The sequence below is a fragment of the Pantoea sp. Tr-811 genome, from assembly GCF_011752535.1.
Classification (GTDB): domain Bacteria; phylum Pseudomonadota; class Gammaproteobacteria; order Pseudomonadales; family Pseudomonadaceae; genus Aquipseudomonas.
In genome coordinates, this window is sequence record NZ_VWXJ01000001.1 from 440,980 (window position 1) to 466,521 (window position 25,542).

17 protein-coding genes and 2 pseudogenes are annotated in these 25,542 nt (G+C 66.2%); 18 read left to right on the plus strand and 1 reads right to left on the minus strand.

Annotated elements, in window-relative coordinates; translation table 11 throughout:
* The first annotated feature begins 24 nt into the window (after positions 1–24).
* The 10 genes and pseudogenes from F3J44_RS01975 to F3J44_RS29725 all read left to right on the plus strand — a co-directional run.
* Entirely contained in the window at positions 25–282 is a 258-nt protein-coding gene (locus tag F3J44_RS01975; RefSeq protein ID WP_167270317.1) for a PAAR domain-containing protein, read from the plus strand.
* Entirely contained in the window at positions 279–1,412 is a 1,134-nt protein-coding gene (locus F3J44_RS01980) for a hypothetical protein (RefSeq protein WP_167270318.1), read from the plus strand. The genes F3J44_RS01975 and F3J44_RS01980 overlap by 4 nt, the downstream gene beginning before the upstream one ends.
* A 121-nt stretch (positions 1,413–1,533) precedes the next feature.
* The gene (locus tag F3J44_RS01985) at positions 1,534–4,695 is read left to right on the plus strand and encodes an ImcF-related family protein (protein ID WP_240158173.1); all 3,162 of its coding nucleotides are present in this window, start codon (positions 1,534–1,536) and stop codon (positions 4,693–4,695) included.
* Positions 4,692–6,278, plus strand: a complete 1,587-nt coding sequence (gene tssA, locus F3J44_RS01990; protein WP_167270322.1) for a type VI secretion system protein TssA — start codon at positions 4,692–4,694, stop codon at positions 6,276–6,278. The genes F3J44_RS01985 and tssA overlap by 4 nt, the downstream gene beginning before the upstream one ends.
* 65 nt (positions 6,279–6,343) lie before the next feature.
* Positions 6,344–8,071 carry a type VI secretion system baseplate subunit TssF gene (tssF, locus tag F3J44_RS01995; protein WP_205299644.1) on the plus strand — a complete coding sequence of 576 codons (1,728 nt, stop codon included), beginning with the start codon at positions 6,344–6,346 and terminating at the stop codon, positions 8,069–8,071.
* Positions 8,035–9,132, plus strand: coding sequence for a type VI secretion system baseplate subunit TssG (gene tssG, locus F3J44_RS02000; protein WP_167270326.1), 1,098 nt, complete (start codon positions 8,035–8,037; stop codon positions 9,130–9,132). The genes tssF and tssG overlap by 37 nt, the downstream gene beginning before the upstream one ends.
* Complete coding sequence (gene tssJ / locus F3J44_RS02005) at positions 9,113–9,661, plus strand: type VI secretion system lipoprotein TssJ (RefSeq protein WP_167270328.1); 549 nt, start codon at positions 9,113–9,115, stop codon at positions 9,659–9,661. Before tssG ends, tssJ begins: the two co-directional genes overlap by 20 nt.
* A complete protein-coding gene (gene tssE / locus F3J44_RS02010) occupies positions 9,654–10,094 on the plus strand; it encodes a type VI secretion system baseplate subunit TssE (RefSeq protein WP_167270331.1) in 441 nt (146 codons plus the stop codon). Before tssJ ends, tssE begins: the two co-directional genes overlap by 8 nt.
* Positions 10,095–10,133: 39 nt before the next feature.
* Positions 10,134–10,433 (plus strand): annotated as a pseudogene (locus tag F3J44_RS29720) (type VI secretion system ImpA family N-terminal domain-containing protein); the annotation flags it as partial.
* 444 nt (positions 10,434–10,877) lie between these two features.
* A pseudogene (locus F3J44_RS29725) lies at positions 10,878–11,246 on the plus strand (OmpA family protein); the annotation flags it as partial.
* A gap of 278 nt (positions 11,247–11,524) precedes the next feature.
* Here the strand turns inward: F3J44_RS29725 and F3J44_RS02020 are convergent.
* Positions 11,525–11,980, minus strand: a complete 456-nt coding sequence (locus tag F3J44_RS02020) for a GNAT family N-acetyltransferase (RefSeq protein WP_167070774.1) — start codon at positions 11,978–11,980, stop codon at positions 11,525–11,527.
* Positions 11,981–12,146: 166 nt separating this feature from the next.
* Between F3J44_RS02020 and F3J44_RS02025 the strand changes: the two genes are divergently transcribed.
* The 8 genes from F3J44_RS02025 (at position 12,147) to F3J44_RS02060 (ending at position 25,505) form a co-directional block, all read left to right on the plus strand.
* On the plus strand, positions 12,147–13,340 hold the full coding sequence (locus tag F3J44_RS02025) for an MFS transporter (protein WP_167270335.1): 1,194 nt from the start codon (positions 12,147–12,149) through the stop codon (positions 13,338–13,340).
* A gap of 35 nt (positions 13,341–13,375) precedes the next feature.
* The gene (locus tag F3J44_RS02030; RefSeq protein WP_167070772.1) at positions 13,376–13,576 is read left to right on the plus strand and encodes a DUF1289 domain-containing protein; all 201 of its coding nucleotides are present in this window, start codon (positions 13,376–13,378) and stop codon (positions 13,574–13,576) included.
* A 170-nt stretch (positions 13,577–13,746) separates the two neighbouring features.
* Positions 13,747–19,578 carry a manganese-oxidizing multicopper oxidase MnxG gene (mnxG, locus tag F3J44_RS02035; protein ID WP_167270337.1) on the plus strand — a complete coding sequence of 1,944 codons (5,832 nt, stop codon included), beginning with the start codon at positions 13,747–13,749 and terminating at the stop codon, positions 19,576–19,578.
* Between the two features lie 353 nt (positions 19,579–19,931).
* Positions 19,932–21,914: a cytochrome D1 domain-containing protein gene (locus F3J44_RS02040; protein WP_167270339.1), complete on the plus strand. Its 1,983-nt coding sequence runs from the start codon at positions 19,932–19,934 to the stop codon at positions 21,912–21,914.
* Positions 21,911–22,567: an SCO family protein gene (locus F3J44_RS02045; protein ID WP_167270341.1), complete on the plus strand. Its 657-nt coding sequence runs from the start codon at positions 21,911–21,913 to the stop codon at positions 22,565–22,567. Before F3J44_RS02040 ends, F3J44_RS02045 begins: the two co-directional genes overlap by 4 nt.
* Entirely contained in the window at positions 22,564–23,226 is a 663-nt protein-coding gene (locus F3J44_RS02050; RefSeq protein WP_167270343.1) for an SCO family protein, read from the plus strand. Before F3J44_RS02045 ends, F3J44_RS02050 begins: the two co-directional genes overlap by 4 nt.
* A gap of 114 nt (positions 23,227–23,340) precedes the next feature.
* Positions 23,341–24,852 carry an ABC transporter substrate-binding protein gene (locus F3J44_RS02055; protein ID WP_205299624.1) on the plus strand — a complete coding sequence of 504 codons (1,512 nt, stop codon included), beginning with the start codon at positions 23,341–23,343 and terminating at the stop codon, positions 24,850–24,852.
* 11 nt (positions 24,853–24,863) lie between these two features.
* Positions 24,864–25,505, plus strand: a complete 642-nt coding sequence (locus tag F3J44_RS02060) for a SurA N-terminal domain-containing protein (RefSeq protein WP_167270347.1) — start codon at positions 24,864–24,866, stop codon at positions 25,503–25,505.
* Positions 25,506–25,542: the final 37 nt, after the last annotated feature.

The following is a 25,542-nucleotide window of genomic DNA, read 5'->3' on the forward strand; positions in this document are numbered from 1 at the left end:
CCCCCCCCAACAGGAAGTTAAGCGATGAAACCTTTCGTTCGCCAAGGCGATGCATTACGGGAATTCGGCGGTGAAGTGCTTGCAGGCCACTACCTGTGCGAGGGCGTGCCCATCGCCTGCATGGGCGATGCGGTACGTTGCAACCTGCATGGCGTGAACCAGATCTCCCAGGGCAGCGAGCTGGTGACGCTCGACGGCATGCCGGTAGCGCTGGATGGCCACCCGTGTGCGTGCGGTTGCACATTGGTGAGCTCGCTGCCCGACACATTGGCGGCGTCATGAAGCCCGGCGTAACCACCATGCCCTACCCAGAGGTAGCCGCGCCGGCCTACCCGCGCTGGCTGCTGGCCGGTGCGGTGCTGTTGGGCCTGCTGGCCAGCGGGGCCGTGGCGTTGCGTTCGTGGGTTGAGCCGGCCCTGTTGCTGCTGACGGGAACCGTCGCGGTGCTGCTGTGGGTGTTGGCACTCACCCTACGCGTGCTGCGTTATCGCCTGAATCGCCACAACGCACAATGCTACAGCGAAGCCATCGCGTTTGAACGCCAGGCGTGGTGGGAGCGCCATCGGCAGAAGGTTGCCTTGCTGCAGTCGGTGCTGGTGAGCCCGGTGTGTGCGCAGCCTGAACAGGTTACCGCCTTGTTCGAAGCCGGTGCCGCGCCATCGGCGGCCTTGGCGCCTCCCCAGGCGCACGCCATACGCCTGGCGCAGGTGCTGGCGCCTGAGGGCCCGGCGCGGGAGTGCGAACTGGCCGTGCTGCTTGCCTTGAAGTGGCAGGCGATCCGGGACGGGGAGGGGGCACTCCAGCCCGTGTCCTGCTACTGGCAGGGTTCGGCTGCGGGTTGGCAGGCCTTCAGGGCGCAGCTGGCGTTATGCAGCCCCGAGGTAGTGCTGCCTGAGCAACCTCTGCCCTGGGAAGGCTTGCGCAGCCTGGACGCGATCATTGACCGCTTGCACGCAGCACCTGCGGGCACCCGAATCCTGTGCGCAGGCTGCCAAAGCACTGTGGCCGAGATTGCACAGCCAATGCCTGCAGGAGAAGCCGCAGTGCTCTGGCTGCTAGGGAAAACCGGCCGGGTAATGCTGCCCAGGGGCGAATGGTTGGCAGCCGGGGCTGAACCGCTGGCCACGGTGGCCGAGCGTGCCTTGGAACAAAGTGAAATGGATGCCCCCGCAACGGTTTGTGCATCGCTCAGCCAGCCGGGTGACCCGGACCAAGCCGCCTTGCTCTGGCGTGTGAAAGCACAGCGTCAGGACGCCCATTTCGGGGCCCTGGGCGGCCTGGAAGCCTTGGTGATGCAAACCCTGGCGGCCTGGTACGCCGAGCAGCACGGCGCCCCCTGCGCCTGGTTGGCATCCGACCCTGAACACGCCCTGACTCTTGGAATAGTGACCGTTGATGACTCAAACAACTGAACCGCGAAAATTGTCGCTGGCGCCCACCTTATTGCTAATAGCCTTTGTGCTTGCCTTGTTGGTGGCCTTGGCGGGTGCCGGGTGGTGGCAATGGGTAGGCAGGCCGCAGGGCGAGGCAACCTTGCGCACTGCGCTTGTCAATGGGCTGCTGTTCTGGGCGCTGTGCTACTGCCTGACCGTGCTGACGTGGTTGATGGTGCAACGTGATATCTGGGCATTGGTGCGCCGTGCCCATGCACCGCTCGCACAAGCGCCATCCGCGCGCCCGCAGCGCAATCGAGAAGAGGTGGCAAGCCACCTGCGCCATCACTACGGCCTCTTCTGGCGCTGGCGCGTGCGGGTTTACCTGCTGGTGGGCGAGCCAGAGCAGGTTGAGGCCCTGGCGCCGACTCTGGTCAGCCAACAGTGGTTGGAAGGGCGCGGGTACCTGCTGTTGTGGGGCGGCAGCCTGCAACAGCCCATGGAGGAAACGCGGATGGGCCGCTGGGCCGCGTTGCAGCGCAGGCACGGCTACCATGGCGTGGTCTGGGTGCTGAACCAGGCGCAGCTTGGCGATGCCAGTGCAATGGCCATCAGCAGCCGGCGCTTGCAGGCACTGGCCTCGGGGTGGCAGTTGCCGCTGCACCTGTGGCAGGTCTGCAACAGCGACTGGCCTCAGCAGGGGCGCAGCGTGCAACCTGTCGGCTGCCTGCTGCCCCAGCCGTTCACGGCAGCAGGGTTGGCGAGTTGCCTGGATCGGTTGCAGCAGCCGCTGCGTGAACAGGGCCTGAAGCAGATGCAGCAGGCACCTGAGCATGACTTCTTGCTGCGGTTGGCGCGAGAGTTGCGGGCCGAAGGTGCGCAGCGCTGGCAGGAAACACTCAAGCACTTGGCGAGCGCGCGCGGTATCTCGCTACGTGGCCTCTGGTTCAGTTTGCCGCTGGCAATACCAGGCATTGCGGCGCCCGCAAACTACTGGCAACCGAACCCGGCCTGGCCCGACGTATTTGGCCAACGCCTGGCGAAACCCGCTCGCCTGGGTTGGAGCCTGCCCCGGGCAACCTATGTTGCCGCGTTATCCGTCGCGGCCCTTTGGTGCGTAGGCATGATGGCGTCGTTCTTTATCAACCGTGCTGAAGCGGTGCGTATCAGCCAGGCGCTGGCAACCCTGCAACACCCAGCCGAGGGCATTGACCCACTGGCGACCCTGCGTGACCTGAGCCTTGACGTTTCCCGCCTGGCCTATCGCGCCGACCACGGCGCCCCCTGGTACTACCGTTTTGGCCTGGACCGAACCCGCACCTTGCGTGATGCTGCCTGGCCGCATTATGTGCAGGCGGTACAGCAGTTCGTGCGCGACCCGGCAGCGGCCAGCTTGCAAGCCCAACTTGCCAGCTTGGTGCAACTCCCGCCCGGCAGCCCCGAACGCGCCCGGCGTACCCCGCAAGCCTACGCTCAGCTCAAGGCCTACCTGATGCTGGCTCGACCAGAGAAAGCCGAAGCCGACTTCCTGGTGCAGGCCTTGGGCACGGTCGAACCCGGCCTGTGGCGGTTCTACGCCGAGCACCTGCCCAACCACCCGGAATGGGCCATCACCCCCAACCAGCGCCTGATCGGCCAGGTCCGCCAGGTACTGCTCGCTGAGCTCGGCCAACGCAACGCCGAAGCCACGCTGTACCAACAACTGCTCGACACCGCCGCCAACCACTACCCGCCAATGGCCTTGCAGCACATGGTCGGCGACACCGACGCCGCCGCCCTGTTCACCAGCAGCGGCCACGTCCCCGGCGTGTTCACCCGCCAAGCCTGGGAGGGCCAGGTTCGCGCGGCCATCGATGACGCGGCCAAGGCACGCCGTGAGGAAATCGACTGGGTGCTTAGCGACAACCAGGGCGATATCGCCGGGGCACTCAGCCCCGAGCAACTGAAAGCGCGGCTGACCGCGCGCTACTTCAAGGACTACAGCCGTGCCTGGCTAAGCTTTCTCAACCGCCTGCGCTTGCAGCAGAGCACCAGCCTGCAGGACGTGATCGCCCAGTTGACGGTGATGAGCGATGCCCGCCAGTCGCCCTTGATCGCCCTGATGAACACCCTGCGTTACCAGGGGCACGCCGGTGTGCGCAGCCAGGCCCTGGCCGATTCGCTGATCGAGTCGGCGCAGCAGTGGGTCGGGCAAAAAGCGCCACCGCTGGCGGACCCGCTGGCGCAAACCCCTGGCGGCCCCCTCGACAGCACCTTCGGCCCGCTGCTGGCCTTGCTGGGCAAAGACCCCGAAGCCCGGCCCGGCAATGACGCCCTGAGCCTGCAAGCCTTCCTCACCCGCGTCACCAGCGTGCGCCTGAAGTTGCAGCAGATCACCACCGCCCCAGACCCACAAGCCATGACGCAAGCCCTGGCGCAAACCGTGTTCCAAGGCAAGGGCGTCGACCTTACCGATGCCCAGTCCTACGGCAGCCTGATTGCCGCAAGCCTCGGCGCCGAGTGGGGCCCGGTGGCCCATGCGCTGTTCGTGCAGCCGTTGGCGCAGGCCTGGCAGCAGATCCTGCAGCCCTCATCCGCCGGCCTGAACCGGGATTGGCAGCGCGCCATCGTCGATGAGTGGCACGGCGCCTTCGACAACCGTTACCCGTTCGCGGCGTCCAGCAGCGATGCATCGCTGCCCATGCTCGGGCAGATGATTCGCGCCGACTCAGGGCGCATCGAGCAGTTCCTCAACACCCAGCTCAACGGCTTGCTGCGCAAGGAAGGCAGCCGCTGGGTCATCGACCCCCGGCAGGCCCAGGGCCTGCGTTTCAACCCCGCTTTTTTGGCCGCGATCAACCAGCTCAGCCAACTGGCAGACGTGCTGTACACCGACGGCGGCATGGGCATGGGTTTCGAGCTGCGCGGCAAGCCGGTGCGGCACGTGGTGCAAACCAGCTTCGTGCTCAACGGCGCGAAACACCATTACTTCAACCAGCGCGAGCGCTGGCAGCGCTTCGTGTGGCCAGGGCAGAACGACCACCCCGGCGTCAGCCTGACCTGGACCAGTGTCGATGCCGGGGAGCGGCTGTACGCTGACTACCAAGGCACCTGGGGCTTGATCCGCCTGCTGGAGGAGGCCCGTGTCACCCCGCTGGACGATGGCGACAGCCGCTTCCAGGTGGTGCTCAACGCACCCGACGGCCTGGGGCTGACCTGGCACTTGCGAACGGAACTGGCGGAAGGGCCGCTGGCCTTGCTCAAGTTGCGCAGCTTCCGCCTGCCCAGGGACATCTTTCTGGTAGACGCCACGCATCACCCACAGCCCGGAGCCCCACTATGAGCCTGCAAAGCCTGCTCGCCAGCTGCCTGCCCGGCAGCGATGCAATCGCCTTGGCCCGCGCCGAGGGCCAAGGCTGGGAAGCCTGGTTAGCCCCCATCAGCACAAACGCCCCCGCCGGAGAAGACCCCGGCTATGACGACGATTTCCAGCGCATGCGCGAAGAGGTCAACCGGCTTTCCGGCGCCGATGTCGAGCGGGTCGCACAGCTTGGGCAAAGGCTGCTGCACGATGCCTGCAAAGACCTGCGCGTAGCGACGTACTACCTGTGGGCCCGCCTGCACAAGGACGGGGAGCCCGGCCTGGCTGACGGCTTGAACCTGCTGGCGGCACTGCTGGAACGCTATGGCGCAGGCATCCTGCCGGCACGCGCCAACAGCCGGAAAATGGCCCTGGAGTGGTTGGCGGGTGACCGGGTGCTGGCAAGCCTTTCCCTGTACCCGCAGGTGGTCAAGGCCGAGGCCCAGCGCACCGTGGCGGCGCTGGTGTGGCTGGAGCAGGGCTTCAGCACCTGGCCAGAAGACCAACAGCCACGCCTGGATGGCCTGTACACCGCGCTGTCTGCCCGCCTGGCCGTGGCCGGCGGGGTGGATGCGATTGTGCCGCAAACCAGCAGTGAATCTGCGCCCACATCGTCAGGCACCGGCCCAAGTGCGTCGTCGATCAAGTCCGGGCGTGACTTGCTCGACAGTGGGCGTTCGCTGGCCAGCTACCTGCGCGAGCAACCCGAAGGCTGGCTGGCCGCCCATCGGCTGCTGAAAAGCCTGCGCTGGGACACCGTGCACCAGGTGCCACCGCAAGACGCCCAAGGCATTACCCGCCTGGCGCCCCCGCGCGGCGAATACCGTGCCCAGCTCAAGCGCCTGCACCTACAGCAACGCTGGGGCGAGCTGATCGAACAGGCCGAGCGAATGTATGCCGAAGGCGTCAACCATTTCTGGCTGGACCTGCAATGGTATCTGCACCAAGCCCTGGGCAAATCGCCCCCGCCGCACAGTGGCTGGGCGGATATCGTCAAGCACGACCTGAACCTGCTGCTGCAACGCTTGCCTGGCCTGGAGGCGTTGTATTGGAGCGATGGCTCGCCCTTTGCCGATGAAACCACCCGCGAGTGGATCAACCAGCACGTCAGCGCCGGCCACCCCACGCCGTGGCTGCCCGCAGCCGCCCCGGCAACCACGCCGGCCACCTGCGACATCCTCGCGCTGGAGCCCGAGGCACTGGCCCAGGCCGACGCCGAGGGTATCGAGCAGGCGCTGGCGTGGCTGGCGAATCGGCCTGATGCCCAAGCGGGGCGGCAGCGCTGGTTGCTGCGCCTGCTGATGGCGCGGGTGGCCGAGCAGTACGGCAAGGCCGAACTGGCCATTCATGTGTTCACCGAACTGGATACCGCCGCCCACCACCACGCATTGGCCGACTGGGAGCCCGAGCTGGTTTTCGAGGTGAAGGCGCGCTTGCTCAAGCTGCTGCGTGTGAAAGCCCAGCGCAACGATGCCGACCGCCCGGCCTTGGCGCGGCAGATGGAGCAGCAACTGGCCGCGCTGGTGGCAATCGACCCGGTACGTGCAGCGGTGCTGTGCGGCTAATTCATATCGATCAGGACTTTGCTTTGAGTACGGAAAACTTGACCCTGCGTTACTTCGATGCCGAGATGCGTTACCTGCGTGAAGCGGGTAAGGAATTCGCCGAGGCGTTCCCCGACCGGGCGGCGCAACTGAACCTGGACAAACCCGGCGCGCAAGACCCCTATGTGGAGCGCTTGTTCGAAGGCTTCGCGTTCCTGATGGGGCGCCTGCGGGAAAAGCTCGATGACGATTTGCCCGAGCTGACCGAAGGGCTGGTGAGCCTGCTGTGGCCGCACTACCTGCGCACTATCCCGTCGCTGGCCATCGTCGAGTTATTGCCCGATGCCAGCCAGATGAAAAGCGCCGAAACCATTGCCCGGGGTTTCCAGGTGTTGTCCCAGCCGATAGGGCCGCAGCGCACCCGTTGCCGCTACAGCACCACGCAGGACGTTACCCTGCAGCCGCTGCAGCTCGACACCGTGCGCCTCGAACACCAACCCGACGGGCGCGCGCTGCTACGCCTGCGGTTTGCGTGCGGGGGGCTGGTGGATCTAAGCCAGTTGGCGCTAGCAGAGCTACCGCTGTACCTGAACGCCGACCCGGCCCTGGCCAGTGCACTGCATCACGCCCTGACCTTGAACGTGCAGGCGCTGTATGTGCGCCTGCCAGGCTCGCTGGAGCGCCAGGCACTGCAGGGCGGCTTCAAGCCCAAGGGGTTTGCCGATGACGACCGCCTGTGGCCCAAGGGCGACAGTGCGTTCAGTGGTTATCAGCTGCTGCTGGAGTACTTCACCTTCCGCGAAAAATTCATGTTCGTCACCCTGTGCGGCTTGCAGTCGCTGGCGTTGCCTGCCGGGGCGCCGTGGTTCGAACTTGAAGTGGTGCTCGCTGAGGCCTGGCCCCATGCCTTCACGCCCAATGAAACGCACATTCGCTTGCATGCGGTGCCAGTGATCAACTTGTTTGCGCTGGAGGCCGACCCACTGGCCCTGGACCCGTTGCAGAACGAGTACCTGCTGCGCCCGATGCGCCTGCAGGATGGCCATACGGAAATCTATTCCGTCGACCGGGTGTCGGGCACCAAGAACAGCGTGCGCCAGGACTACGTGCCCTTCAGCAGTTTTCGGCACAAGGGCGGCATGCTGCGCGATGAAGCGCCGGAGCGATACTTTCATACCCGCCTCAGGCGCGGCGCCAATGGCCTGCACGACACCTGGCTGATCCTGGGCGGGGAGGGCTTCGACAAAGACATGCTGCTCGAGCGCAAAAGCCTGTCGCTGCGCCTGACCGGCACCAACGGCCAGCTACCGCGCAAGGCACTGCGCAGCACCTCGCTCGACGCGCCCGCGCAATCCACCCAGGCCGGGCTGCGTGTGCGCAACCTGACCTCGCCGACACTGCCGTGCTACCCGCCGAACCGTGACCGCTTCCACTGGCGCGTGCTCAGCCACCTGGGGTCGAACTTCCTGCCCATGCTCAACAGCGCCGAAGTGTTGCGCGGCACGCTGGCATTGTACGAATGGACGGGCAGCGAACCCAACCGGCGCCGGCTGGACGCCATCGTTGAGGTGCGCCACCACCTGATCCAGCGCTTCGACAAAGGCTTTCTGCTGCGCGGCGTGGATATCGAGGTGACCCTCGACAGCCATGGGTTTTCGGGGGAGGGCGATATCAGCCTGTTTGGCGAAATGCTCAGCCGCTTCTTCGCGTTGTATGCCGATATTCACCTGTGCACGCAACTGACGCTGATCCTGCAACCGACGGGGAGGTGCCTGCGATGGAACGAACATCACAGCCAGCGTATTCCCGGTTGACGGCCCAAGGGCTGCTGCAGCTGTTGCAAGAGCGGGTGGCCACGGCCAACGTCTATCGCTTCTGCCAATTGCTCGAGCAGGTGCAGGCCGACCAGCCGCCGCTGGGCAGCACGGCGCACCCAGGGGATGACGGGGTGCGCTTTCGGCCCGACCCAGGCATGGGGTTTCCCGCCAGTGAGTTGAAGGCGATCGAGTTCGACCCGGCCGGCCCACAGCGCGCACCCACGGTACGCACGCGATTGCTGGGCCTGTACGGCGTCGACTCGCCGCTGCCCACGGCGTACCTGGACGACATCGCCCAGCGCCGAGACGGCCATGACGCGGTCGAGGCGTTTCTCGACATCTTCAACCACCGGCTGTTCACCCAGTGCTACCGGATCTGGCGCAAGTACTCGTACCCCGCCACCTTCGAGGCGGGTGGGCGCGATGCCACCTCGCAGTGCTTGCTGGGCTTGATCGGGCTTGGCATTCCCGGCACTGCCGAACGCATCGCCACGCCCATGTCACGCTTTCTGGCTTTGCTCAGCGTGATGCGCTTGCCAACCCGCAACGCAGAAGGCATTGCCGCGCTGGTCAAGCTGCTGGCGCCGAACACCCGGGCGCAGGTTAGCGGACATTGCCCGCAACGGGTGCTGCTTGAACACCCCGCGAGCCTTGCAGCCGACCGCCCCGTGCGCCTTTCCCAGGGCATGCCGCTGGGGGCTGTGGGGCTCGATGCCAACAGCCAGTTGCGCCTGTTGCTGCACACCGATAACCCAGGTGAAGCGCGTGAGTGGCTTCCCGGTGGCCAGTTGCTGCGCGATGTGCGGGTGCTGCTGGAGGTCTACCTGGGCTGGCGCTGTACGGCAAAGCTGCAGCTTTGCCTTGCGCTGCACCTGTTGCCAGCACCAGTGCTGGGCCGCACGCCGGCACGGCTGGGAATGACAGCGGTGCTGGGGCTGCCAACGGGCCAAGCGCAAAAGGCCCAGGGCAGCACCATCACCGTCAACCTGGGCCGTTATCAGGGCCTGCAACTGAACCCTTGCAACAGAGAGGTAGCGCATGTGGCGTATCGCTTCTAAACACTTCACGGGCATAGCGCTTGCGGCACTGCTGGGCGGCTGCGGGCTCACCCAGAACGTGGTCGATGGTACGGCCTCCACGGCCCACGCGCTGTTCTACAAGCAAGTAAAGACACTGCACCTGGACCTGACTGGCCGGGCAGCGATCAACACCGACGCCACGCACATGAGCGGCTTGTCCGTGCCTGTGCTGGTGCGGGTCTACCAGTTGCGCGACCGCAAGGCACTTGAGCGGGCAGGCTACGACGACCTGGAGAACCTGGGCGAGCGCGTGCTGGGCGGCGACCTGCTGAGTGCGAACACCCTGGTGGTCAAACCGGGTGAGGCGGCGCAATTGAGCACGCCGTTGCACGCTGAAGCCCGCTACGTGGCCGTGGTTGCCTTGTTCAGAAGCCCAGACCTTGCCTTGAACACCTGGCGCCTGACCTTGCAGCGCGATGAGCTCGACCCGGAGCTGGCCAGGGTCATTGAGCTGGGTGAAAACCGCTTGAAACTGCGCCCAGGCAGCGAGGGCTCGACAGATGCATGAGTCGGGCCCTTCGCTCTACGAAACGTTGCTGCAGAACTTCAGCGGCGAGCTGGCATTGGCGCAAGTGGCCGAAGGCGATCAACTGACGCTGTCGGTGCTGAACAACCTGCAGCGCATCCTCAACAGCCGCGCCGGAACGCTCGCGCATTTACCCGACTACGGCTTGCCCGACATGGGCACGGTGCTCCAGGGGCTGCCAGCCTCGGCCCACGGCGTGATGAACGACATCGTGGGGACGTTGCGCAGGTATGAGCCGCGGCTTCGCGAGGTACGCATCGCGCTACTGCCCCAGTCCCAGCCGGGCCACCTGGAATATGCCCTCGACGTGCTGATCGAGGGCGGTGCCCGGGCCACTTTCGCAACGACGCTGGCCCCGGAGGGCAGGGTGCTGGTGCGCCACCTGAAGCACGAAGGCTACCTCGCCAAGCGATGAACCGATGAACAAGAGGGCAAGATGACGGCGCTTTTCAAAATGCGTGTTCGCCTGGGCGGGGCCCCATGCGACCTGGATGAATTCAAGGCATTGCACGGTGAGCTGGCGAAGCTGGATCACCCCGCGTGCCCCGATGTGGACTGGGTAAACGTTGAGCGGCTGTGCTTGCGGCTGTTCGAATTGAACGGGGTAGAGCTGCAAACGGCAGTGGCGTTCGTGCTGGCGCGAAGCAACCTCACCGGGTTGCCAGGCTTGGCGGAAGGGGTGGCGCTGCTTTCGACACTCACTGGCCAATGGCCGCGCTTATGGCCGCAACAGGCTTCGGCACGCATCGATCTGATCGCCTGGTTGTTCGCCCAACTGCACCCGCTGCTGCGCAGGGTGGATTGGGCAAGGGCGAGCTTCACGGCACTTGGCGAACTCACCGCCGAACTGGGCCAGTTGGACCAGCGGCTGACTCGCCTTGGCCATGGGCCGCTGGCTCCATTGCAGGTGTTCCGCCAGCAGCTCAACAGCCTGATGCAACGGATGTCGGGCAGCAGGGCTGTGCCGTTGCCAATACCACTGCCGCCATGGGCAACGGTGGCCGAGCCTGCACTCGGCCCTGTGCTTGCCCCGGTGGTGCCTGCACCCTCGGCCTACACCTTGGTGATCGAACCGCCAGCACGCAAGCGCGCCTTATGGCCGTGGTTGCTGGCATTGACCCTCGTCGGCGCTTGCATGGGGTGGCTTGGGTGGCAGGCATGGGCATCCAGGCAGGCTGAAGTGCCCGCCACACCTGAGCCAATTCAGCTCGACAGCTTGAACCTGTTCGACCCCGGCAGTGCCGAATTGAAGCCCGGCTCGACCAAGGTGTTGGTCAATGCCTTGGTGGGCATCAAGGCCCAGCCGGGTTGGCTGATCGTTGTTTCCGGGCATGCGGATGCGCGGGGAGACGCCGCCAGAAACCTCGAACTGTCGCGGGCCCGGGCTTCTGCGGTGCGTGACTGGATGCAGCGCATGGGGGATATCCCGGACAGCTGCTTTGCCGTTCAGGGCGTGGCGGCCAGCCAGCCGGTCAGCAGCAACGACACCCTCGTTGGCCGGGCAGAAAACCGCCGGGTGGACATCCGCCTGGTGCCTGAGGCCACCGCGTGTGGCGATGCTGGCTAAAGCCGCTTTTATGGAAAAACATAACTATCTGATTTAATTGATACTTCTGTAGGAGATAACCCAGCCCTCGCGGGCTGCGCTGTCGCGCAGGGAACAGAGCCAGCAGCCGCGCCGCAATGCCCTGTAGGAGCGGGCTTGCCCCGCGAACACCGGCGCAGCCGGTGCCATACACCGCGTCGCCTGCTTCGCGGGACAAGCCCGCTCCTACAGAAATACCATTTGAATCAGATGGTTACGATTTGTTCCATAAGAGCGCGTGTGTCAAACCGGGCGTTTCATCAGAGCGCCTTGCGCATGAACACCCGGGCAAACCCTTGCTCTTCAGCCCGGTGCGTCTCGACATAACCGAGCTTGTGGTAGATCTCGATATTCTCGGTCATGCGCTCATGGGTGTACAGCCGCACCGCCTTGCACCCCGCCTGCAGGGCGTGGGTTTCACAGAACGTCATCAGCGCTTTGCCAATGCCCTGGCCCTTGCACGCTGGCAATACCGCCACATTGGCCAGCAGCATCTGTTCGCCCTCACATTCCATCACCAGCACGCCCACCACCTGCAGGCCTTGCACTGCAACCTGTACATCGCAATCGGCCAATACCTGGCGGTAATCGTCGAGCATGGGCGCAGGCGCCTTGCCGATACGCTCGATATAGGGCGAGTAGGCCGCCTGAACCAGGGCGGTGATCGCCTCGACATCGGCGGGTTGGGCCTTGCGAAGGGTGAGGGTGGGGCGCATGGGCAAGCCTCCTGAACAGGGTTTCGAGCATAGTGTGTCGTGCGGCTACAGGCCATTAGGTATGAGACTGCAACGCTTCACTCCGCGGCTTTCGTATCCAACCGCCAGCGGCCTCGTGCTAAAAGCCTGGGCAGAGCCTGTTCAATAACAACAACTGGAATGCCTGATGCCTGCCAATCACCCGCCCGCCAATGGCCTGTTCACCACCTTCTGCCTGGGCAGTTACCTGTTGTCGCTGTCCTATGGCGCCACCTTCCTGCTGGCCATGATGCTGCGTGCCCAGGGCGCCAGCGAGGCCGATGCCGGCTCGGTGATTTCGGTGGCGATGCTCAGCACCTTCGTGGCCGTGATCTTCTCCGGCCATTTCACCGACCTGATCGGTGCGCCGAAAGCGGTGGCGGCGGGTGCCGTGTTGCTGGCTGCCGCGTGCTTGGGCTTTGCCTTTGCCCCGGGCTTTGGCAGCGCGATGGTATTGTGCGGCCTTGTGCTGGGTTTTGGTTGGGGCGTGTTCTACACCCTGGGCCCGATCATCGTCGCCATGCTGATCGAGCCGGCGCGGCGGGTGAAGTATTTTGCCTTGCTCTCGGGCAGCATGATGACCGGGATCGGCACCGGCCCGCTGCTCGGCCGGGCGGCCGAGGCACTGGGTTACCCAGTGCAGGCGGCATTCGTGGCGGCGGCGCTGGCAAGCCTGTTGGGCGGCGTGCTGTTCCTGCTGATGGGGCCGCGGATGCAGCGGGCGAAAACCGCGGCGGTGGCCGTGTGCAAGATCACCCCGGCGGCTGCACGGGCAGTGCTTTGTTCCAGGGCGGCCTTTGCCATCCTCATGGTCGGCCTGGGGGGCGCGATCTTCGGTGGGCTGTCCAGTTTCCAAACCTCGTTTGCCAGCGCCCGGCACTTGGATTACTCGTTGTTCTTTCTCGGCTTCATGTCGGCTGCCATTTCCTGCCGGCTGCTGGTGGCGGGCTTTATCGTCAAGCGCGACCCGTACCGCATGGCCTGCCTGCTGACGGCCCTGATGGTGCTGTCGGTGCTGATGTTCCAGTACGGCGTCGATGGCACAGTGAGTTACCTGCTGGCGGCCGTGGTACTGGGCGTTGGCTATGGCCTGACCTACTCGGTGATCAACGGCCTGGCAGCCAATGAAGCACCGCCCGGGCTTACCGCCCAGTCGCTGCTGCTGTTCAGCCTGGCCTACTTCGTTGGCGTGTTCGGTTTCCCGCTTTTGGCGGGTAAGGTGATCGTCGAGGCGGGGATGCCTGCGCTGTTGCAGTGGCTGCTGGTGATTGCCGTGGTCAACTGGTCGATCACCGCTGGCCGCCTGCTGTGGCGAAGGCTGCAGGTTGTGGCCACGGCCTGATACGGTATCATCCGCGCCCGCAACCGGAGCCCGTCATGGCCAAAGACATCGAAAACCCCTGCGTCTCGCTCTGCCAGCTCAACAGCGAACTGTGCGTGAGCTGCGGGCGCACCCGTGAGGAAATCCGCAAATGGCGGGGCATGAAACGCCCGGAAAAGATGGCCACCGTGCAACGCGCCGCCACGCGGATGAAAGCCATCAACAAGAAAAACGCCAAGCGCCCGGCCGAAGCCTGAGGCGCGGCCCCAGGACATGCGCCTATCAGGGTTTGCCCCCCTCATTCGGGGAATCCACCCCCCAATTCGCTGAAATCTCCAGCTCAACCTACTGATATTCAACGCTTTCCCGCCATGGCACATACCTTGCTCCACCCCCACGCAGAGTTCCTGTGTCCCGGAGGTGCAGCATGTCGACCCCGTACAAAGCCCCCGTCCTGACTTCACTGCTGCTGGCCCTGCTTGGCTGGGAAGACACCAGCGAAGCCGCCGTGCAGTGCCAGCGCAACCTGGTGGCCAACGTGGTGGCGTTGGACCAGCCGCTGATGTTCAACCGGCTGGGGGCGCAAAACGCCAACGGCATGATCTTCGCCCTGCGCGAAGACGTGGTAGATGACCACCAGGTGCCCTTGAGCAAGGGCGGCGCCGCCGTGCCGGGCAAGGTCACCCTGCGCCCCGACAAGCGCCCGCGGCCCATCGTGCTGAGGGTGGCCGCCGGCGACTGCCTAACGGTCAACCTGACCAACCTGCTCGATTACCGGGCCAACCCCAACAAGCACGGCATCGAACCCGAAGGGCCGGAAGACGAAAACCAAGCTGAAAACGAAGGCGACGAAGGCTTCGTCGCTGACGAACAGGTGGCCGACCGCAGGGTCGGCTTCCAGGTCAACGGCCTGCAGGCGGTCAACAGCATTGGCGACATCGCCGCCAACACCGGGCGCAACGGCAACTTCCTGGTGGCCCCCGGCAACAGCCGCAGCCACACGCTGTTCGCCGAACGCGAAGGGGCTTTCGCCGCCACCAGCCAGGGCGCCACCTTCGGCGGCCAGGGCGGTGCCGGCAACGTGGCCAACGGCCTGTTCGGCCAGGTGGTGGTCGTGCCCAAAGGCGGGCGCACCTTCCGCAATACCCTCACCGAGGAAGAAATGCGCCTGGCCACCACCGGCCGCACGGCCACCGGCCAGCCGGTGATCGACTACCAGGCCCGCTACCCCCAGGCCGAGCCCTGGGTCAGCGAAGGCAAGGCCGGCAAGCCGATCATCGCCATGGTCGACGGCAATGAAATCCTCAACAGCGAAACCGACGCCATCGTCATGGGCCCCAACCCCGACGGCAGTTTTCCCAGGACTACCTACCCGCTGGAGAGCCTGGGCAAGCGCAACCCGGCGCTGCCCAACCGACTGGAGGCGTTTCGCGACTTCGCCTCGCAATTTGCCGACGAAGTGGCTGCCACCCAGGCCTTCCCCGGCTACTGGGCCGACCCGGTGATGGGCCATGTGCTGGAACCCACCCGCGATTCGTTCATGATCAACTACGGCTCGGGCGGCATGGGCGCGGAAGTGGTGGCCAACCGCCTGGGCGTGGGCCCCATGCACGACTGCCTGTCCTGCGCCTATGAAGAGTTCTTCCTGAGCTCGCACACGGTGGGCGACATCGGCACGCTGGTCGATGTACCGGCCAACGTCGGCCTGGAAAGCATTCGCCCAGGCCAGGTGCCCCCGGCCAGCGCGACCGGGGTCAAGGCCAGCATGGCGCTGTACCCGGCCGAGCCTGCCAACGTGCACCACAGCTACATTGGCGATTTCACCAAGTTCCGCAACACCCACAATGGCCATGAGCAGCACATCTTCCACCTGCATGGCCACCAGTGGCTGTTCAACCCCAACGACGACAACTCCGACTATATCGACGCCCAAGGCATCGGGCCGGGCATCGGCTACACCTACGAAATCGCCAACGGCGGCTCTGGCAACCGCAACCGTGTGGCGGGCGATGCCATCTACCACTGCCACTTCTACCCGCACTTCGCCCAGGGCATGTGGGCCATGTGGCGGGTGCACGACGTGTTCGAAGAGGGCACCCGGCTGGAAGTGAGCGGGCAGGGCGCCAATGGCTTCCACAGCACGCCATTCGCCTTGCGCAGCGGCAAGCCAGCCGCCGGCGCGCGGGCCTTGCCCGATGGCGAAATCGTCGCCGGCACGCCGATCCCGGCCATCGTGCCCTTGCCAGGCAAGGCCATGGCGCCAATGCCCGGCAAGGTGGTGGTGGTGCCCAAGCTTGCGGCCGAGCAGGTGGCCGCCAATGATGACGCCGCAGCAGCAGGCGATGACCACGAAGGCCCAGGGGCATCCATGCCCAAGGCCATCGGCTCGCTGGCGTTGGTCGACCGCAGCGAGGCCAACCGCAATGCCGACGGCAGCCTGAAAAACCCTGGCTACCCGTTCTGGATCGGCGGCATGGAAAGCAGTGTCGGCAACCGCCCGCCAACCCCGCCGCTGGACATGCTCGACCCAGCCCTGGCCCGGCAGCTCAAGGACAGCGGCAAGGCCCTGTGGGCCAACCTCGACCCCAACCAGGTCGATGGCTGGGACGGTGGCCTGGGCCGCCACGCCCTCGACGGTGTTTCCGCCGGTGGCGAAGCCGAAACCACCACCACCCGCCTGGACTTCTCCAAGGTGGTGCACAAGGCCAGGCCGCTGTACATGCCGGAGGAGGGTACCGACGTCGAGCAGGCGGCCATGCAGTTCCATGCCAAGGCCGAGCACCCAAGCTACGCCCTGATTCCCGGCAGCCCGCCGGTGGCCAAGGCGTTTCGCACCAACGGCGCGCTGCCCACCGCTGGCGCACCGTTCTACGAGCCGTGCATGGATGACCGTGGCAAGCGCCTTACGCAAACCTCGGGGGTGGGTGAGTTCTTCAGTGGCGAAAGCCTCACCGGCTTGAATTTCCGCGGCGCGTCCACTTTCACCGCCGACCGCCCGCGCATCTACAAAGGCGCCAACATCCAGTTCGACGCGGTGTTCAACAAAGTCGGCTACCACTTCCCGCAGGCGCGCATCCTTGCCCTGTGGGAAGACGCCTGGCCGGTCATTACCAAGCAGCGCCCACCCGAGCCGTTGGTGATGCGCATGAACACCTTCGATTGCACCATGTACACCCACACCAACCTGATCCCGTCGTTCTACGAAATGGACGACTACCAGGTGCGCACCCCCACCGACGTGATCGGCCAGCACATTCACCTGCCCAAGTGGGACCTGACCGCCGCCGACGGCTCGGCCAACGGCTGGAACTACGAGGACGGCATTCTTTCGCCCGGCAGCGTGGTCGAGCGCGTGCACGCCATCCGCAGTTTCAATGGCTGCACCGAGGGCGATGCCCGCGACGCCACGCCAGCCTGCCCGAAAGCCCGGCAGCATCCGTACTTCGGCCGCTTCGGGCGGGCCGACTGGCTCGGCGCGCGCACGGCCATGCAGCGCTGGTTCGCCGACCCGCTGGTCAACGTGCACAACGTCGACCGTGGCCTGGGCACCATCTTCACCCACGACCACCTCGGCCCATCCACCCACCAGCAACTCGGGCTGTATGCCACCGTGCTGGCCGAACCTGCTGGCTCCACCTGGCTCCACGCCGAAACCGGCGAAAAGCTGTACAACCCGGCCACGCGCCAGGACGGTGGCCCCACCTCGTGGCAAGCGGTGATCCAGACGGGCGACCATGACGGCGACGGCAAGAACGACAGCTACCGCGAGTTCTTCCTGGAGTACAGCGACTTCCAGCATGCCTATGAAGCCGGTGTATACGTGGGTGCCGGCCCCGATGGCGTGCCCAATGGCCAGGCCTACCCAGCCACCGCCGACAGCTTCCGCTTCGCCATCAACCCGCCTGTGCGGCAGAAGGCCGCCAACCTGTTGGAATCGGTGGTCGAGTCGCGTGGCGGGCTCAGCCCAGGCTGCCCAAGCCGGCCATGCCCGCAGGCGATCTCGGTGGATGACCCAGGCATGTTCGTGGTCAATTACCGCAACGAACCGCTGGGCCTGCGGGTGTTCGACCCGAACAAGGTCGGCCCCGATGGCAAGCGTGGCATGCAGGCCGACGGCCTTGCCGGCGACCTCGGTTACGCCCTGCACAGCCGCACCGACCGGGCCATTCCGGCGATGAACCTGGCGCCCTCGGCGATCACCTCGGCGGTCGGCCCCACCGGCGGCACCACGCTGTTCCCGCCCAACATCAACCAGGCCGGCAGCGAGCCGGGCGACCCGTTCACCCCCATGCTGCGCACCTACTCCGGCGACAACGTGCGCCTGCGCCTGCACGCCGGCGGCCATGAGGAGGAGCACAACGTCACCCTGCATGGCGTGAAATGGCTGCAGAACGGCTCGGGCTTCGGCAACAGCTCAAACTCAGGGTGGAAGGCGTCGCAGATGATCGGCATTTCCGAACAGATGGGCTTCATGGCCCCGGTGTCGATGATCTCCAGCTCCGCCGCCACCAACGGTGACTACCTGTACACCATGGACGCCGCCCTGGAAGGCTACTGGAACGGCATCTGGGGCGTGATGCGCAACTACACCGGGCAGCGCGGCGACCTGTTCCCGTTGCCGAACAACCCGCAACCGGTGGCCATGCGCAATACCGTCAACTTCGACGGCATCTGCCCGAAAACCACGGCCAACCCCAACGGCATCGGCACCCGTGCCACGGTCAAGCGCAGCTATGAGGTGGTGGCCGCGCTGGCCAACGACATTCTGGAAAACCGCCACGGCGTCAGCATCAACGACCCGTCGGGGGTAGGCCAGCATGTCGGCGGCCCGCTCAAGGCCGCAGGCGGCACCCTGGTGTTCAACAGCCGCAAAACCAGCATCCCGCAGGTAACGGTGGTGGACGAGGAGGACGGCACCACCTTCACCGTGGGTGGCCACAGCGCCCCGCTGCACGACCCTACTGCCGTGCTGTACGTGCGCAAGGCCGACCTCGACCCGGCCAGTGGCAAGCTCAAGGCCGGGGTGCCGGTGGAACCGCTGGTGCTGCGGGCCAATGCCGGTGACTGCATCAGCATCACCCTGGAAAACCGCCTGCCGCTGGTGATGCCCGACCTGCCCAGCACGGCGGTGATGCAGAACCTGGTCAAGCGCGACCGCTACGACAGCGAAGGCGCCACCGCCTTCAACAACAACCTGATGCGCCCCTCCAGCCACGTCGGCCTGCATGCGCAGTTGCTGGCCTATGACATCACCAAGTCCGACGGTGTGAACGTGGGTGCCAACCCCGTGCAAACCGTGCCGCCGCGGGTAGGCAACAGTGGCGCCTACCCGAGCCGGGTGTACCAGTACTACGCCGGCCACCTGGAACGGGAGGGCAAGCCAACCCTGCAACTGGGCCGCACGGTGGACAACATCAACACCACCGCCATCGAGTTCGGCGGCCTCAACCTGACCCCGGCGGATGTCATCAAGCAGCCGCAGAAGGGCCTGGTGGGCGGCATGAGCATCTTGCCGCAAACCGCCACCTGGACCGAAGACACGGCCATGCGCGCCCAGGCCACGGTCAAGGTCAGCGGCCAGCCCGACTACCGCGACCTGGTCACGGTGTGGCAGCGCTCGATGAACATGCGCTGGGCCGATGGCCGGCCGGTCGAAGGCATCGCCACGGAAGGCAACGGCGTGCCCGGCGATCCGAAGGACAACGGCAACATGGCCATGAACTACAAGACCGAGCCGCTGTGGCTGCGCTTCGGCCTGGCCCCGGATGCCCCGTTCGGCCATGCCGATGGCTTTGGCTTCGCCGACGTGCCCAACGCCCACATGGCCTACAGCAACGCCCTGGTTGGTGGCGACCCGCAAACCCCGGTGCTGTATGCAAGGCCGGGCCAGCCGGTGCGTAGCCATGTGCTGATGCCAAGCGGTGGCAGCCGCGGCATCACCTACCAGCTCGACGGGCACCTGTGGCCGCTGCACAACTACCAGGCCGAGAAGAACGATGTCGACGGCTACCCCATGGGCCTGCCGGGGATTGGTTCGGTGCGTTTCGGCTACAACCCGATGGCCATGTACATCGGCGCCCAGGAAAGCGTGCTGCCGGCCGCGCACTTCAGCTTCATGCTGCCCAGCGCCGGCGGGGCCAACGCGGTACCGGGGGATTACCTGTTCCGCGACTATGCGGCCTACGGGAACCTGGCGGGGCTGTGGGGGATTTTGCGGGTGACCAATGACCCACCGCCAGCGACGGCACCGGCACAGTAACCCAAGGGGCGCCCAGCGCCCCTTGTCTTTTTCCGCCGCGCCTGTATTGGCCCCTTCGCGGGCAAGCCCGCTCCCACAGGTAATGTGCAGGCCTGAAGCCCCCGATCCCCAGGTAGGAGCGGGCTTGCCCCGCGAAGAGGCCCGTACAGCCCACCCAAACCTCAGCCCCCGAATTCGGGGAATGCAGCCACTCGATCCTCCCCACTGTTTTCGGTTCCCTCCATAACTACCTGAAAAACAACAACTTACTTCCTGGCATACCACTTGCAAAAGCCTGTCACAGAATCCTGAGACCTGTGGAGGTGCTACATGGTCGTCCCATCCGTTCAACGCCCCGGCAAGAGGGTGCTGCCATGACTTTCGGACTTCGACCGGCCTACGCCGGCCTGCTGCTGAGCATGGCGCTCATCGGCCTGGGGGTTGCCTACGAAAAACTCTGGTGCGACCCGCGCGAGCTACTGCAGGAACCTGCCGACCCCCAGGCCCTGCACCGCCTGAGCCGCGACGGCGTGACCGTGGAATTCGAGGCACGGCCACTGGCCGGTGGCGAGCTGCGTGAAGGCGCGTTTGCCAATATCCGCTTCAAGGTCACCGACCAGGCCAGCGGCCAGCCCCTGTCGGGCATGGCCCCCGGCGCCTGGATCGACCCCGCCCAGTCAGCGCCGCTCGAAGGCGGCAACCGTGACCAGAGCTGCAAGGCGCGGGTGGCGCTGTTCCTGAAAAGCAGCATCGGCGCACGGCCCCTGCTGGACCTGAACAGCTACTTCCTGCTGGTGTTGAACAAGGACGCCAGCCTGACGGTGATCGACCCCACCGTGTCGGTGGGTGGCGTCACCAGCACCCTCACCAGCATCGACCTGCCGGGCCGGCCCATGGACTGGGCCGCCACCCGCGATGACAAGCAGGTGTTCGTCTCGGTCCCCGAGCGCGGCCAGGTGGCGGTGATCGACACCGAAACCTTCACCCGCGTGGCCAACCTTGAGGCCGGCGAGCTGCCCGTGCGCGTGGCCCTGCAGCCCGACCAACTGCGCCTGTGGGTGGGCAACAACAGCAGCGACCCGGCCAAGGGCGGGGTGACGGTGATCGACGTGCCCAGCCGCAGCACGCTGAAAAGCTTCGCCACCGGCTCCGGGCACCACGAGATCGCCTTTAGCGCCGACTCGCGCTATGCCTTCGTCAGCAACCGCGACGGCGGCACCCTGAGCATCATCGACATTCCCGAACTGCGCCTGGTGAAAACCCTGGAAGTGGGCCCACACCCACTGTCGGTGGCGTACTCGGCGTTGTCCCAGGCGGTGTACGTGGCCGATGGCGAGGCCGGCACGGTGCATGTGATTGATGCCCGCAGCCACCAGCTGCGCCACGTGGTGAAGGCCGAGCAAGGCCTGGGGCCGATGCGTTTCAGTGGCGATGGCCGCTATGGCATCGTGCTCAACACCCTGGACAACCAGGCCCTGGTGATCGACGCCAGCAGCGACACGTTGATTCACCGCATTGCCGTGGCCGCCGAGCCTTACCAGCTGACCTTCACCAAAGGCTACGCCTACGTTCGCGGCCTGGCCTCGGCCAAGGTCAGCATGATCAACCTGGGCAGCCTGGGGGAGGGGCGCACGCCCATCGTCCAAGGCTTCGAAGCCGGCCCCGCGGCGCCGCGCCAGGCCGGTGACCTGCCGTTGGCCCAGGGCCTGGCGGTGTCGCGCGACGACAACTCGGTGTTCGTGGTCAACCCGGTGGACAACACCACCTATTTCTATGCCGAAGGCATGAACGCGCCGATGTCCGGCTACAACAACCGTGGCCACCAGGCCCGTGCGACCCTGGTGGTGGACCGCAGCTTGCGCGAGCTGGCACCGGGGGTGTACGGCTCGACGGTGAAGATGCCCGCCGCCGGCACCTTCGACGTGGCGTTCCTGCTCAACCAGCCGCAGATCATCCACTGCTTCAGCACCGAGGTCGCCGCCGCCCCCACGCCAGCCCAGCGCCGGGTCGCCCATGCCGAGTTCATTGGCCTGGAACAGCCCCTGGCCCAGGACAGCGCCTTTACCGCCAAGGTGCGCATCGTCGGCGACGATGGCCGGCCGCGGTTGGGGCTGAACGACCTGAGCCTGCGCTACTTCCTGGCGCCCTCGTCGATGCCGCGCAACCTGCCGCTGACCGAGGTGGGCGAGGGCGTGTACCAGGCCGCCCTGGCGTTGCCCGAACCCGGTGCCTGGTACCTGCATGTGCAGTCGCCCTCGCTGGGGCGTACGTTCACCGAGGAAAACTACACCAGCCTGCGCGTCCTGCCAGCCGCCACGGCTACCGCTGCCCAGACCGACCTGAGGAATGTGCGATGAATGCCAAGCCTGCTTGCACACTGCTTGCCCTGAGCCTGGCCCTGGCCAGCCAGCTTGCCCTGGCCCACGCCGGCCATGACCACGGCGCCCCGGCCGCCGCACCGCCGGCGGCCCATCAGGAAAAGGCCAGCGTGCGCTTTGCCGACGTGTCGCTGCTCGACCAGGACGGCATGCCCGTGCGCCTGGAGCGCGACCTGGTGGGCGAGCACCTGGTGGTGATGGGCTTTATCTACACCAGTTGCACCACGGTGTGCCCGGTGGTGTCGTCGATCATGGGCAAGGTCCAGCAGCAGTTGGGTGGGCGTGTGGGCGAGGAGGTGCGGCTGGTGTCGATCAGCGTCGACCCGCAGCGCGACGATGCCAAGCGCCTGCAGCGCTACGCCAAGGCGTTCCAGCATGGCCCGGGTTGGAGCTGGCTGACCGGCTCGCCCTACGCCATCAGCGAAACCCTCAAGGGCCTGGGCAGCTTCAGCGCCGACCTTAGCCAGCACCCGCCGCTGATCCTGGTGGGGGACGGGCGCAGCGGCCACTGGACCCGCTACTACGGCTTCACCGACCCGGACGTGCTGGTGGGCGAGATCAACCGCCTGAGCGCCCGCCGGGTGCATGCCAAAGGCACCGCCATTGCCGAACACCACGGGGTGCAACCATGAGCAGCATGCCCCGCCACACCACCCTGCGCCTGAGCGACTGGCTGGCCCTGGTGGCCTGCCTGTGGATCCTCACCTCGGTGGCCTTCGCCCACGAAGGCCATGCACCGGCAGGGCCCAGCCCGCAACCGGCACCGCCGGCCATGGCCAGCGGCGGCGGCACCCGCGACGCCCAGGCCTGGTTCACCGACACCGTGCTCACCGACCAGAACGGCCGTGCGCTGCGCTTCTACAGTGACGTGCTCAAGGGCCAGGTGGTGATGCTCAACGTGATCTTCACCCACTGCACCGACGCCTGCCCGCTGATTACCCGCAAGCTGCGCGAGGTGCGCGATGCCATGGGGCCGGCGCTGGCCAGCCAGGTGAGGTTCGTGTCGATCAGCAGCGACCCGCTCAACGACACCCCGGCGGTGCTCAAGGCCTACGCCGAGAAACAGGGTGTAGACAGCGCCAACTGGCTGTTTCTCACCGGCGACAAGGCCAGCGTTGACCTGGTGCTGGGCCGTATCGGCCAGTTCCTGCCCAGCCCCGAGCAGCACTCCACCCAGTTGATTGCCGGCGACGTGGCGGGCAAGCGCTGGAGCAAGATCCGCCCGGATGCACCGCCTGCCGCCATCGCCCAGCGCCTGCAGTTGCTGGCCCAACCGTTGGCTGGGCGTTGAGCCATGGATATCAGGACCGGCCCTTTCGCGGGGCAAGCCCGCGCCTACAAGCACCGCCTTTCCCCTGTAGGAGCGGGCTTGCCCCGCGAAAGGGCCGGTACAGGCACTGCAACTGTGCTGCTCCTACTCCTGAGCTTCTACCTCCCCGGTTCAGCGTTTGCCCTTGATCTCACACCCAATGAACAAGCTGGCAAACGTTTGTACCGCGAAGGCCTGCCCAGCGCCGACGCCCAGCTCACCGCCCGCGTCGGCGCCAGCGACATCCGCGTTCCTGCCAGCGTGCTGCCCTGCGCCAGTTGCCACGGCACCGACGGCCGGGGCCGGCCCGAGGGCAGCGTGCGCCCGCCGAGCCTGGACTGGCAGCGCCTGGCCCAAGGCCCAGGCCCCCGTCAGGCCAACAGCCGCAGCTACCCAGCCTACGACGAGCGCACCCTGGCCCGCGCCATCGCCCAGGGCGTCGACCCTGCCGGCAACCGGCTGGACCCGGCCATGCCACGGTTCGAACTGACCCTGGCCGACCAGCGCAACCTCACCGCCTACCTCAAGCGCCTGGGCCAGGAACGCGACCCCGGCGTTGAAGACGATGTGCTGCGCCTGGGCACCCTGTTGCCGGCCAGTGGGCCGCTGGCCGAGGCAGGGCAGGTAGTACGTGCGGTGCTCGAAGATGGCATGGCCCAGCTCAACCAGCAGGGCGGCATCCATGGCCGGCGCCTGCAACTGGTGGTGGCCGACCCCGGCGCCGACCTTGCCAGCGCCGAGCGCGCCTTGCAGCGCCTGCTCGATGTGGACCAGGTGTTCAGCCTCGTCGCACCGCTGGCGCCGATGCTCGACCCACAGTTGCCCGCGTTGCTCGAACGCCACGGTGTGCCGCTGATCGGCAGCGCCCCCGGCAGCGGTGGCAGTTCACAGATTTTCGACCCATTGCCGGGTATTGCTAGCCAAATGCAAAGCCTGGCCAACCACGCCAGGGCCGCCCTGGGCCTCGGCCCAGACGGCTTGCGCGTGGTGTACGCGGGCAACGACCAGGCGCTGCTGGCCGAGCAGGTGCGCGAACAACTGCGCCAGGGCGGTTGGGCAGTGCCGGTGAGCGAGGCATTCAACGGGCAAGCCGTGGCGGGGCAGGGCATCGTCTTCCTTGGCCACGCCCAGGCCTTCGCCGAGCTGGCCGCCGTGCTGCAGGCCGAGGGGCGTGAACCTTACCTGATGGCGGCCTCAAGCCAGGTTGCCAGCGCTGTGGCGGGCCTGCCGGCGCAGTGGTCACGGCGGGTGTTGCTGGCTTACCCGTTCGTGCCCAGCGACTGGACCGAACACGGCCGGGCGGCGCTGGCCGCCGTGCAGCGCCGACAGGGCCTGGAGCCCCGCCATGCGGCGCTGCAGGTCAATACCTTGTGCGCCCTGCGCCTGCTGGGCGAGGCGCTGAAACAGATTGGCCGCGACGCCAGCCGCGAACAACTGGTGGCGGCCCTGGAGGGCCTGCACGGCGTCGAAACCGGCCTGACCCCGGCCCTGGGCTTCGGCCCCGGACGGCGCCAGGGCATGGCCGGCGCCCATGTGGTGGCAGTGACGCTGCCTGGGCCACGCTTCACCGCTGTCGCACCTTACCAGCCATTGCCGCTCAGCCCCTGAAGGAGGCCACCATGCGAACCCTGTTGCTGTGCCTGTTGCTGCTGGTGGCCAAGGCCAGCCTTGCCGATGTACCGGCGGCGCGGGTCAATGGCGTGGCCATCGGGGTAATGCGCCTGGAGCGCTATTTCACCGAATACCTGGAAACCCAGCACCGGGCGGTGGCCAGCATTCGCAACCCCGGCCTGTACAAGCGCCTGCGCCAACAGGCCCTGGACGAGCTGATCGACAAGGAATTGCTCTGGCAGGAAGCCCAGCGCCAGGGTATTGATGCCAGTGATGAGCAGGTATCAGCGCAGGTGGGGCAGGTAGAGGCGGCTTTCCCCAGCCCGGCGGTGTTCGAGCGGCACCTGGCTGAGGCAGGTTTCGACCGGGCGGGTTACGCTGAGTACACGCGCCGCGACATCGCCGCGCAGCAGGTTTACGCCCAACTGAGCGAGGTTGCCGCGCCCAGCGCAGCCGACGTTCAGGCCTTTTACGCCGCCAACCGGTTCACGTTGCAAGGAGCACTGAACCAAAGTGATAACCCTTCGGTCATACCCGAACAGGGCCTGGCATTGGCCAGGGCCGCGCTCATCGGGCAATTGCAGGCGCAGGCGCGCCAATCCGTGCGCCAACGTTTGCGCGATTCCGCTACAGTGGAACTCGCGCACTGACGGCCCGAAGCTGCGTTTCCCCAATACTGGGGAAGAT